At 36.9% G+C, this 12899-nt stretch carries 8 protein-coding genes; 3 read left to right on the forward strand and 5 right to left on the reverse strand.

Going from position 1 to position 12899, the window contains the following annotated elements:
• Positions 1–59: 59 nt before the first annotated feature.
• Genes MM236_RS13810 through MM236_RS13830 form a run of 5 tightly spaced genes read right to left on the reverse strand, consistent with a single transcriptional unit; the run spans position 60 to position 7149 of the window.
• Complete coding sequence (locus tag MM236_RS13810) at positions 60–1331, reverse strand: M16 family metallopeptidase (protein WP_241275578.1); 1272 nt, start codon at positions 1329–1331, stop codon at positions 60–62.
• The gene (gene porV / locus MM236_RS13815) at positions 1331–2548 is read right to left on the reverse strand and encodes a type IX secretion system outer membrane channel protein PorV (RefSeq protein ID WP_241275579.1); all 1218 of its coding nucleotides are present in this window, start codon (positions 2546–2548) and stop codon (positions 1331–1333) included. The genes MM236_RS13810 and porV overlap by 1 nt, the downstream gene beginning before the upstream one ends.
• Positions 2545–5811: a type IX secretion system sortase PorU gene (gene porU / locus MM236_RS13820; RefSeq protein ID WP_241275580.1), complete on the reverse strand. Its 3267-nt coding sequence runs from the start codon at positions 5809–5811 to the stop codon at positions 2545–2547. The genes porV and porU overlap by 4 nt, the downstream gene beginning before the upstream one ends.
• Positions 5795–6499 carry a CDP-diacylglycerol--serine O-phosphatidyltransferase gene (gene pssA, locus MM236_RS13825; protein WP_241275581.1) on the reverse strand — a complete coding sequence of 235 codons (705 nt, stop codon included), beginning with the start codon at positions 6497–6499 and terminating at the stop codon, positions 5795–5797. The genes porU and pssA overlap by 17 nt, the downstream gene beginning before the upstream one ends.
• On the reverse strand, positions 6496–7149 hold the full coding sequence (locus MM236_RS13830) for an MBL fold metallo-hydrolase (RefSeq protein WP_241275582.1): 654 nt from the start codon (positions 7147–7149) through the stop codon (positions 6496–6498). Before MM236_RS13830 ends, pssA begins: the two co-directional genes overlap by 4 nt.
• 58 nt (positions 7150–7207) lie before the next feature.
• On the opposite strand from MM236_RS13830, the gene MM236_RS13835 reads away from it, so the two are divergent.
• From MM236_RS13835 to MM236_RS13845, 3 genes are read left to right on the forward strand one after another with little or no spacing between them, the layout of a single operon-like run.
• Positions 7208–8260: an NAD(P)/FAD-dependent oxidoreductase gene (locus MM236_RS13835; RefSeq protein ID WP_241275583.1), complete on the forward strand. Its 1053-nt coding sequence runs from the start codon at positions 7208–7210 to the stop codon at positions 8258–8260.
• Between the two features lie 21 nt (positions 8261–8281).
• Positions 8282–11698: a biopolymer transporter Tol gene (locus tag MM236_RS13840; RefSeq protein WP_241275584.1), complete on the forward strand. Its 3417-nt coding sequence runs from the start codon at positions 8282–8284 to the stop codon at positions 11696–11698.
• A gap of 18 nt (positions 11699–11716) precedes the next feature.
• Complete coding sequence (locus tag MM236_RS13845; RefSeq protein ID WP_241275585.1) at positions 11717–12595, forward strand: YicC/YloC family endoribonuclease; 879 nt, start codon at positions 11717–11719, stop codon at positions 12593–12595.
• Positions 12596–12899 lie beyond the last annotated feature (304 nt).

The raw sequence follows: 12899 nt of genomic DNA on the forward strand, positions 1-12899 counted from the left end.
CTATTTAGTGTTTAGCTTTTCTAAAGTTCTAAACTTTAGAAAAGCTAAATAAATGTTATTTATCCAACCATGACTTCCACCATGTCACTTTTGTGGAAGTATTTTTGCCCGACTTCAAGGATGTCCTTTGCAGTGAAATTTCTTATAAAATCTAGTTTTTCATAATAGAAGTCTTGATTCATCCCTGCTTGATGAATACTCTTAAACCTTCCAATTAAGTCAAAAGCAGAACTGAAATTTGACAAGAAATTACCAATCATATAGTTTCTTACCGTTTCCAGTTCATCAGATCCGACTAGATCTGTTTTTAGTATGTCTATTTCCTTATAGATTTCAGAGATGACTTCGTCGAGATACTGTTTTTGGACATCAGCCATCACTACCCAATAATCTGCATTTTTCAAGCTTCCTATGCTGCTGTATATGCCATAAGTGTGACCTTTTTCCTCTCTGATATTTTTGATAAGCCTTGATCCAAAATATCCTCCAAGAATTGTATTGAAAACGGACAGCGCATGGTAATCTGGGTGGTTTTTTGGAATCAGGTGACAGCCTATCCTAATTGTAGATTGGAGGGATTTTTCTTTGACTTCATATAGTTTTTCTTTTGTGATATTTGAAAACAAAGGATATTCCCTTTCTGTAAAACTGACTTCAATAGATCCCAGAAGTTCAGCAATCATATCCAATTCTTTTTCTTCTACATTTCCAGTAAGAAAAATCTCAGGGTTGAACCAAAGTGAATTCTTGTAATATTCTTGCAAGTCTTCTCGAGTAATGATTTCGACATCACTTTCATCTGAAATCAATCCGTAAGGATGATTCTCTCCAAAGAGTTGCTTTCTGAATAGTTGACTGGCCCGAGCTCCATTTTGTTCCCTTTGAAGGCTAATACTTAATGCTTTTTGTGATTTTCTTTTTGCGAGTTCTTTTTCAGGAAAAATAGCTTCTGTCAGCAATGATCTGAATACGGGGAATACATTGGAAAAATGTTTCTTTGTCGTCAATAAGGAAATGCTATTGTTTTCAAAACCGGAGCTTACCTCTACTTCACTTGCATAATGGTCAAAAAAGTCATCCAATTCAAGAGCGGATTTTTCTTTAGTCCCCTCCATGATCATGTTTAGTGTGAAAAATGAAGTTAGTTTTTTATCGATGATATTCAATGACCTTTGTGTATCAGTATTGATTTCCAGTCTAATAGCGTCGATATCAGGTGTGGGTATAAAATACAAGTGGACTCCGTTTTGAAGAGTCCGCTTGATTGGGTTTTGTAATTTTATATTTTCCGGAATTTGGAATTCCGGAGCTTTGCTTCTATCTAAAACCATTATTTTGAAATATTGTATGCGAGAGAAAGTCTTAAAGTCTCAGCCAATGGGTGGTTTTGAACTTGTGGAACCAAGTAAGAGAAATCAAATCCCAAGGATTTGTAATTAAAACCTACACCCATAGTAAAGTATCTTCTTCCCCCTTTATTGATGTTTTCATGAAAATATCCTGTCCTCAATGCGAGTGTTTCATTGTAAACATATTCAACACCAAATGAAATCATTACCTCTTGAATTTCCTCACTGAATCCACCCGGAGCATCGGTAAAGGAACCGAACATCCCAGCGATCAATGGCCTGTTTGGGTCTTTTCCATTCCCAGGTTCTATGACAAGGTTACCATTGGCATCAGTGATTAAATTTCCATTTTCATCTCTGCTATAGATAGGAGGTGTTGGCACCATTAGCTTATTGAAATCCAAGGCAAAAGTAATGGAATTGAATTGATCCATTTTAATTTGGTATGCTGTTCCAATTCTGAAATTGGTTGGAATATAATCCAAATCTTCTGTACTGTTGTAAGTTAATTTTGGACCTATGTTGGTTATAGATGTCCCCCATGACCACACACCTTCTTTGCTGCCTACCAGTACATCTTTTGTGTAATACAGGCCAATGTCTGTGCCTACTGACACACCAGGTCTACTTTCAGTACCGCCTGCGGATGATATGTTTCCTGAAAGGTTTGAGTGGATCAACCTCGCAGAAATACCCAAACCTAGATTTTCAGATAATCTTCTTGAATATGTACCACCAATAGCAATGTCTCTTGGAGTGAACTCTCCCAATTCATTTCCTCTTTGATCTGTCAGTTGGATGTCGCCCATATTAAAATAGCGAAGGTCAAAACCAAAAGCAGAATTCTCATCTATTTTTTTAAATCCTGTCAAGTAACTTACTGACATATCATTGACAATTCTCCCTAGCCAAGGCGAATATGAGAGGGAAAAACCCATGTCATCTTTGATAAATGCGAGTTTTCCTGCATTCCAATGTGCAGAATTGGCATCTGGTGAAGTGGCTACTCCCACATCTCCCATCGCTGAATGTCTGCTATCTGGTGCAAAATTCAAAAAAGGAACGGCTGTATTGATTACCCGCCTATTAGGATCTTGCCCCGATATTATAGTCGAGTTTTGTGCAGATACTTCATACGCAGATAGACATACGAGAGAAAGAAAAAGTGTCTTGAATGAATGGCTTACAGATATTTTCATTTAATGATTATTTTGCCGCTCTTCTTATCTGAAGTATTGTCTATTTCTGATACGAGCTCTAATTCGTAAATATAAGTTCCTTTTGTTGGATATTTGGTTTTAGAATGGAAAAAAATCCACTCAAAGTCATCCAAAATATAATCGGCTTTCACATAACGCTTGCTAGCTTTATATATTTCATGTCCTGATATGGAGAAAACACGCAAATGAAGCATTAAGTTTTCTCCTGCTCGATTGTGCTCTATTTTAAATTTACTAAAGTCTGAACTTGGGTTGGGATAGATTGTGCTTTTAAGGATTTGTACCTTAGTGCTGCCTACTACCATTATATCTCTTTTTACAACCGAACTGTTCCCAACATTGTCCCAAGCTTCCAAAGAAATGGTATTAATACCTTCTTCCAAGCCTTCCACAGGGATAAGTATCCTTCCTTTCTTGTAACTGTTTTCAATAGAGTTGTAAAATTCATTCAAGTATATCGTTTGGCCATCATTTATTCTCATGGCAATGCTTTGATCTATGTTTGCTGAAGAAATATTGATTCCACTTTCATCGCTAAGATTTGCCATAAGACGAATGTTATAGGCGGAAAATTCCGTAAGATTCTCTCCATATTCATTTCCAAAAAGCATTTCTATCAAGGGGCCTTCTGTGTCATCAGGTATTGCTTGATTGACTCCACCGACTATTGTTTTTTTGGCAGACATGGCTTCTTGGTTGTTATCTAACTCTGCAAAAACACGGATAAGTCCTTCACCAAATTCGATTCTGATGTTTTGAGGTAAGAAAATTTCAGTTTCAAAAACCCCGTCATTGATGTCTCCAATTCCTTGGAACAGTATATTTCCTTCAACTTCAAAATTCACTTGGCTACTTTCATCCCCCAATGTTTGTCTTGTTTCTTTCTTGTCAAACAACACCAATTTGTAAGTGCCTTTGGCATTCAATATGGAAGATTGTGTAAGTGGGTCTTTGATTTTGCCTTTTACTAAGATTTTTTGCAATGCACGAAGAGTATCTACTTCTATTTCCAGATCGATATCTATCACTTCTTTCACATCAGATGAAAGTTCTGGCATAGCTAGTTTTAAGGATGGATCTCCCAATAGTGAAAAATTTCGGTTGAATGCTCCATTCGAGCTATTGTTTTTTGTTCTTTTAAAAATTTCCCCAAGATCTAAGCTTTCTCCATTTTCTTTTTGAAAAACAGCTTCAATAAATGCTTTGTTCAACGCGAAATTACTGCTGCTAAAGACTGGTCGACCTGTAGTGAGTAAAGCAATAGCGCCTTTGTTTTCGGCAAAAAGCATTTCTTCTGCTCCAGATCGTACAAATGGGCTGTCATGTCTCCCAAATTCACAAGTAGCAGTTACTACCAAGGGAAGCAGTGGGTTGTCTACCCAATCTCTCAAATCAGAGGTTTGAAAGACTCGTTCAGCAGTTAGTGTTGTTTCGTTTCCATGGCCAACATAGTTTAAAATTAAGGCGCCATCTTCAATGGTTTTTTGTAACGCTTCTTTGGCTTGGGGAGAGGATTGTCTTCCGCCATTTCTGACTTGCTCATAGCGATCCAAGTATAGCTTGTCGACGATGTATTCAGGATGGTTTTCTGTCAAATATCTTGCATGACTTTCGGCATCATTCAAGTGGATATTATTGTCGCCATCATCTGCGAACAATGCAATCTTTCGTTTCCAGTCTCCCTGATTGTCAATTTTCGTTTCATAAGTTATAATTTTATCCACAGCCTCCCGTGCTTCTTGGATATTAATTGCAGGGATTCTTCCTACACCAATTTTGAGGGTTTCATCGCCTGAATTGTTCTCTTCCCACTCTCCTTGTCCTATTTCCAAAAAGCCAAAGTAATCATCAGATGAATATGTTGAAAGTGGATTGAGACTGCTTCTCGAGCTGTAAGATGGTATTAGGTTTGGCCTTCCGCCGGCAATCTTTTTTTTATAGTCAATTGTGCCTTTTCCAAAAAACAGTACGTTTTTGATTTGTCTGTTATTTAAATAGTGATACGATAAAAAATTCCTGATGGCTGTGATATCATAAGTGCCATATCCAAAAGCATCAAAAACTTCAGGCAATGTCACCACTTTACTGCTTATTCCAATAGAGTTTTTATGGTTTGCGAGTCTTTCTGCTTGAGATTTAAGTGATTCGGGGCATATGATAATGAGAGATTGTGTGAGTTGTTTTTCTCTTAGATGAAGGGTTGCTGTGATAGGTGTTGGGATATTTCTGATTGCCTTTGGATCGAATACAGCTAATTTTTCATTTGGTAGGACTTCACTTTTGTTGATGATATGTTTTATCCCATATCCGTCTGTTATGCTAAACATTTCTTGGTTTCCTATCGGAGCAATGCTTATTGGCGACGAAGAAATATTGAAAAAGAGTCCGTTTGGAAGATTGTTGTTTGAAAATGGAACTGCAATTGATACATAATCTATATGAGCAGCGCCATTGAAGTCAGCGGTTTGCTGTGTTAACCTCATTGTCGCAGAGGGATTTGGAGGAATTGGAAAGTTTGAGATTATCGTTTCTTCCCTTCCTTTGACTCCATAAGTTGCATTTGGAATAGCAGGAATGCTAATATCCGCTATCGACTGGCCATTTATCGTCAAGTTTAATTTATTTTCTTGTAATGATTGGGCCATCACTTTTGCTTTGACGATTCCAAAACCTAGATTTCCAGCTTGGATAGCAAATGAATGGTTATAGGATTGGCCACCGTAGAAAGGGTTTCCATACCAATTTCTCCCTGATGAAAGGATGTTTTGGTTTTCTTCTTTCTTTACGAGAATCTGATGTAGATTACCATTGAAGTTGGTTTGGGATTGCTGAACTTCTTGGATTCTGATAGAAGGTGCTTGGTTGGTTATCAGATAGAACGTTGTATCAGTGTAATGATGATGCAGGTAGTTCCAGTCATTCGTTTTTGGTTCGATAATATGTGGACCTTCAAGGTAAAAAAACAGTTCATTGCCAATTAGCTTTGTAGGGATCTCTCTTAGTGTCAAATCAAGGCTGTCAAGTTTTTGGGGTAGAATTCCAGGATTTCCAAAGATTGAAATGTTTTCCAATCCAGAAATTCCAATTTGATTCAGTTGACTTTGTGAGATTTTATAAACGCCAGATTCGGTGATTGGGAATTTGAAATATTGAGATTGCGCTTCTGAAATATTCCCAAAGAATAAAACAAATGAAGAGCAAAGCAAAATTGCTTTTATGGATATCTTATAAGCTGTTTCCATTTTTATAGATCACTCCTTCCAGTACCGAAAGCGCAATATAGGAAATAATTAAAATCGGAATTCCAGCAAGCCCAAAAGTAATAATGCAAGCCAACCCAATCACCAAAATCAAGTATCGGAAAACATTGTCTTTGGGACTGTAGTTTTTGAATTTTAAAGCGATAAGTGGTATTTCTGCTACCAAAAGAAAAGACATGACAACCGCTACAGCCAATAAAGCGAAAGGGGATTCTATGTAGCTCCCTACATATGGAAACTTGGAGACGAAGAAAGGAAGGGTACTCACAAGTAAAGCGTTTGCTGGAGTCGGTACCCCAATGAAACGATCTGATTGTCTAGTGTCCACATTGAACTTAGCAAGCCTTAGTGCAGAAAATATCCCCACAATCAAGGCGATAAATGGCAAGTACTCATGATCAGTGAGTTCTTTTGTCCACTGAAAGAGTATGAATGAAGGCAAAACCCCGAAAGTTACCAAATCAGCTAAAGAGTCCAATTGCTTCCCGATTTCACTGTGAACATTTAGAATTCTTGCTACAAATCCATCAAAAAAATCAAAAATTGCCGCCAAGAAAATAAAATATGCTCCATATTCAATTTTTCCAGACAGGACAAAATAGATCCCTATCATCCCAGATAACAGGTTTAGGCTGGTGATGCTATTGGGAATGTGTTTTTTGATCATCAAAATCTTGCTCTTTTTCCTACAAATGGATTGTTTTCTTTTTCAAATTCGATGGTTGTCTCAGGGCCATGTCCTGGATACACTATCATGTCATTTGGCAAGGTAAACATTTCGGACTTAATCGCAGACAACAAAGTCTGATGATCTCCTCCTGGAAGGTCAGTCCTCCCAATACTACCCAGAAACAACGTATCTCCCGCAATGCATATTTTTGAGCTTTCATCATAAAAAACCAAATGGCCTGGGGCATGTCCAGGGACAAATTTTATTTTCAATGTGGTGTTGCCAAATTTGATTTGGTCATTTTGATCAATAAACTGATCTGCTTCAGTCTCATCATACCCTGGAAATCCATAATTGGAAGCATAAGCAGAGACAGATTTCAACACAATAACCTCGTTTTGATGGATAAGTAATGGGACATTGTATTGTCTTTTGACGAATGCATTTCCCAAAACATGGTCTATATGGCAATGAGTATTGATTAAATATTTTATCGTGAGGCCTTCAGATAGGATAAAATTATGTAAAATTTCTCTTTCTTCTTTTTCGTAACACCCAGGGTCAAAGATTATACCTTCTTTGGTTTCGTCGAATAGGACGTAGGTGTTTTCCATAAAAGGATTGAAAGTAAAAGATTTTAATTGTAGCATATTGGCAAACATTTTCTAGAAAGCATCAAAATAACGAATAAAGAATTTATTTTTGGGCATGGAAGTAGATTTTTTACTCATTGGACAAGGATTGGCAGGCACTGTTTTGTCATACAGGTTGATCAAATCTGGATATTCCGTATTGGTAATCGATCAACCAGAGGCAAACAATAGTAGTAGGGTAGCAGCGGGGCTTTATAATCCACTTACAGGTCGCAAGATGGTAAAGACTTGGAACGCAGACTTACTGTTTCCAGAGATTGAGCCGCTGTACGAATCCTTGGAGCAGGAGCTAAAGAGTAAGTTTTTGTACAAAAAGCCAATTTACCGTCCTTTTTTATCCATTGAGGAACAAAACGAATGGATGGGAAACAGCAGTGATATAAAGTTTCAATCTTATTTGGAAAAAATACATACTAAAAGTCTTTTCAATGAAGTTGTAAATGAATTCGGGGGAGTAATGCTCGCAGGGTCAGGTTATTTGGATATAAACACTTTGCTGGATGTTTCTTCAAATTTCCTGATAAATAAGGGTGCACTTAGGACAGAGTCATTTGAAGAAAATGAACTTGTCATTGGTGGAGGGAAAGTAATCTATAGAGACATTGAAGCTAAAGGAATTGTATATTGTAATGGCTTGGGGGCAATGAAAAGTGTCTACTTTAATTTCCTTCCATTTGCACCAGTCAAAGGAGAAATATTGGATTTAGAGCAAGAGTTCCATCCTCAAGAGATCATAAACAGGGGTGTTTTCCGGATTGCTTTAGAGAATGGCCTAGTAAGAGTAGGATCGACTTATTCATGGCATGATTTGGATGAAGGACCTACAGAAAGGGCAAAAAATGAATTGTATGATAGGTTGGATAATCTGATGAAAATCCAAAAGAAAATGCTCGTCGTACATAAAACAGGAATAAGGCCTGCAACAAAAGATAGGAGACCGATGTTAGGTAAACATCCTGACCATGATTGCGTTTACATCTTCAATGGTTTTGGAGCCAAAGGTGTTTCGTTGATACCATACTATAGCAAAATGATGATAGATTTATTGGTGAATCAAAATCAACCCCATATTGATGTTAATATAAGTCGTTTTTTTAAGTATATTTAAAACGTAAGTTATCTTTAACTAATGAAAAAAAGAATTTTCTACTTAACACTCCTTATAGGGCTTATTTTGCCTAGTTTAAAATCCTTTGCTCAATTTGATCAAGAAAGGTTTGGCAAAAACAGAATTCAACATAAAAATATTGAATGGTATCTATTTAGCTCAAATAACTTTGAGGTATATTACTATGACGGTGGCGTGACCAACGCCAGGATGGCAATCGATTATTTGGAAAATGAGTTCGATAGATTGACGCAAATGATTGGTTATGTAGCTTACACTAAGCCCAAGATTTTTATTTATAATTCACCTGAAGAACTACTGCAAAGTAACCTCAATCTCAACAAAGACGATTTTACTGTAGATGGTCAAACTTTTTTCAGCAAGCTTCTTGGTGAAGTTGCTTTTACTGGGGAATGGGAGAGTTTCAAAAAAGAGTTGATATATGGGACTTCGAAAGTTATCATTGAAGAAATGCTATATGGTTCTACCATAGCAGATGCTTTTCAGTCCAATCTGATAAATAGTTTCCCTGAATGGTATATAGAAGGGGCCGCGATGTATTTGGCGCATGGCTGGGGAATGGAAATGGATGATTACATCAGGCATTATTTTAAAGATGAGAAAAAAAACAAATTCCATAGACTTAGGGAGAAAGAAGCGGCCTTGGTTGGGCAATCTATTTGGAATTTTATAGCTGAAAAGTACGGAAGACGATACATCTCCAGTATATTGAATCTCAGTAGGATCAATAGGAATGAGGAAAATAGTATTGCCAATACAATTGGTTTGAATTACAATGCATTCCGTGAGCAATGGAAGGAGTTTTATACCAAGATTAACGAACCAGTATTGACTACTTTCAAAGGATTTGATGAAAGTAATGTTGTGAACAGAACAAAAGCTTCACAATTGGGGATTATAAATGACATCAAGTTTAGTCCTGATGGTAAACATTTAGCATATGTTATTAACAATGGTGGCAAGTTTAAAGTGCAGGTACAGGAGTTAGCCACCAAAAGAGAAAGGACAATCCTATCAGGAGGAAGCAAATCTGCTGATCAGCCTGCTAACTTGACAAGTCCAGTTTTGGCATGGAAGGATACGCTAAACCTTGCCATAGCTACTTATAAAAGAGGCACTACTTCTTTGGTGTTGAGGGCAATAGATGGTTCTGGCCAAGATAAAATTTACTTAAGAAATATAACACAGATATTGAGCATTGATTATAACTCCACCGGCAGAAACATGGTGGTGTCAGCAATATCCAACAATGGAAAAACAGATATTTTCTCACTTAATGTAAGAGGAGTCGGGAAAAGGTTGACAAATAATGTTTTTGACAACATCGATCCCGTATTTTTGAATGACTCGACAATTATTTATTCTTCAAATTTCACGGATTTACCAGATTCTGTTTTGACTAGATATCCAGATGTTAGAGAATTACCTGATTATTTTAATCTCTTCAAGATAGATATTACTGATTCCACGGAAATCACAACCAAACTAACCAATAGCAATAATAAGAATATCAAAACAAGTGTATTAAATGGCAATTTTGTTCTCCACCTAAGTGATCAGAGTGGAATCATGAATTTGATGAGAATGAGTGTAAATGGAGCTATTTCTAGTCAAGTTTCATCATTTAACAAAAGCTTGGAGGCATTTGATTATTCAGCAAGATTGAATAGAATCGCTTATTCCTATAGGGATGGCAACCAAAGTGTATTGGTAGTAGAGCCTTACTCAAATACAGATCAATTCACACCAAGCACACCGAGAATTCAGCTTCAGCAAGCAAAAGTCCTTAATGAAAGGTTGAGTTCCCGTAGGACAGAGCAACAAGCAGACATTAGAAATGACAGGCCTGATGATGCAAGGGGAAGGATTGTGACAGAAGAAGCCAAAAGAGATACTACTTTAAATATACGATTGGAAGATCTGATGATTGGAGGAAGAACTCCACAATCTTCGACAGGAGTCAATAGAGCGCCACAAACAACAGCTCCAATACCATTAGTCCAAGACTCTATACCCCCTTTTACAGGAAATACCACAGGTAGCATCAATACAGAAAGGTTGAGGTTTGAAAGAAGGGGAGGGATTGATACAGAAAACTATTCGTTTGATACTATTCCAGAAATTAGTCAACCAACTTCAGGTTTGTCACAATTGCAGGCAAGGAGTAGCCTCTTGGATAATTTTAGAAAACAGAGTTTGAGGAGATTAGTGACTGGGCCTCAAAGAATGACTCCTCAATTCATTACGAGTAGCTTGAAAACCACCTTTGTGGTTGATCCTTTAAGAGGGTTTGGGATTAGCTTGAATGGTAAAATGTCAGATTTGCTTGAGAACCATCTATTCGAAGGAGGTATTATGACCACCTTGGATTTTAGGTCTGGAAGTGATATATTCTTTGACTATCAATATCTTAAACAAAGAGTAGATGTTAGGGCAAGGTTTGACAGAAGATCTATTCAGATAACAGAAGGAGATTTGACATTCCAGAAATATGTATTGACTAAAGCTGAATTGGGTTTTTCTTATCCATTTACCGTACACAGTAGAGTGATGGCCGCGCCATTCTTCGCAAAGAGTCAGTATTTTAATTTGAATTCTGATTCGATTTTGCGGGGCACAGTACCAGAGCAAAATAGATTTGATGTAAACTATGCCGGTGCCAAGGTTGAATTTGTAGTAGATAAAACTCAACAGCTTGGGCTGTATATGCAGCAAGGTTTGAAAGGTAAAATTGGAGCTGTTCATTATCAAGGGATGAATGACGGTGAAAGGTCGTTTACAAATGCTTATTTGGATTTGAGAAACTATCAAAAGATCCACAAGAATATTACTTTCGCTACAAGACTGTTTGCAGGATCGTTTTTTGGAAAAAATCCTCAGACATATCTCGTAGGTGGTATGGATAACTGGCTTTTCAATCAGTTTTATAGTCCTCCTACAAATAGGCCAGAAGTATCTCCTGTCAGAAATTCTGGCGGTTTCGAAAATTCTAATATACTCTTTGCAGAATTCGTTGATTTGAGGGGATACGATTATGATGAAATTCGAGGTAAGAATGTTTTGACATTCTCGTCAGAATTGAGAATTCCTCTTTTCTCTTATTTGTCTAGGGGAAATATTACTTCAAATTTCATCAAAAATTTTCAGCTGGTAGCCTTTTATGATGTTGGGACTTCATGGAATGACTCTCCACCATGGGATCGTGTCAATGATCAAAATACCGAAGTGATTGACTCCGAAGGTTCTCCATTTTTGATTACACTTAATAACTTCAACAATCCATGGCTTCAAAGTTATGGAGCGGGACTTCGGACAGTTCTTTTGAATTATTATGTCAAATTTGATTTGGCTAGGCCAATCAGGAATTACGAGTCTGGGGATCTTAAATTTTATGTTACCTTAGGGTATAATTTCTAATTTACTTATTTCTTATTTATGATTAAATCAATGACAGGCTACGGTCTGGCCAGTTTTGAAGATGATTCGTTTGTGGTTAGTGTTGAAGTGAAGACATTAAATTCAAAATTTTTGGATCTTTCAATTAGAAGTCCAAAACAATTTTCGGATAAAGAGCTTGAAATTCGAAATATAGTCAGTTCCATACTTGAAAGGGGCAAAGTTAATATCTCTATTGAATTCAATAGGAAGTCTGGTGAAGAGCTTCCTGTAGGTATTGACGAGACTCTTTTTGCAGGTTACTACCATAGGTATTTGGCTTTGGCAAATTTGGTTGGAGCAGATACAAGTGACGTGTTCAAGCTCGCAATCCAATCACCAAATGTAATGACTCAATCCACAGAGAAAATTTCCGTAGGGGAAGAATGGAATGTTGTCAAAGAAGTTATCCACCAAGCGTTGATGAAATGCGATGCATTCCGGTCAGATGAAGGAAATGTGTTGGAGAAAAAATTCAATGAAAATTTAAATATTATTAAAGCAGGCCTCCGGAATGTTGAGAAAGAAGACCCTGTCCGCAAAGATAGAATTAGGCAGAGAATAGGGAATAACTTTAAAGATTGGCTGGAGGAGAATGATTTTGACAAGAATAGATTTGAGCAAGAGTTGATCTACTATTTCGAAAAAGTAGATATTACCGAAGAAATAGTCAGACTAGGCACTCATCTAGATTATTTTCAAAAAAACCTTCAAGAGGATACCAATCAGGGTAAAAAGTTAGGTTTTATCAGTCAGGAAATAGGTAGGGAAATCAACACGATTGGATCAAAAGCAAATGACGCAAGTATTCAAAAGCATGTCATTGTAATGAAAGATGAGCTCGAAAAAATCAAGGAGCAAGCATTGAATATCCTGTAATTAGGAATTCAACAATAACACTAGTATTTGATTCTTCCGAAAATTCATGCGGAAATGGCTACTTACTCCAAGTGTCGTTCAGCTCAAAGGATTATGGAGTTAGTTTTTAATGCATCAATTGACTCAAAAAATATTAATATGTTTAGCTACTAAAATCAATGAGCGAATACAAATTTTATAAACGAGTCGCTTTTTTTATCTATATGAATTGAAAAGAAATTGATTTGTGTGTTTTCTATCAATTTCTTTATAAGAACCCGAGTAAAGTGTCTTTGAGCTTTACTCGGGTTTTTGCTTTTTATTT

Origin of the sequence: Belliella calami (assembly GCF_022549695.1) — a bacterium.
Lineage (GTDB): Bacteria > Bacteroidota > Bacteroidia > Cytophagales > Cyclobacteriaceae > Belliella > Belliella calami.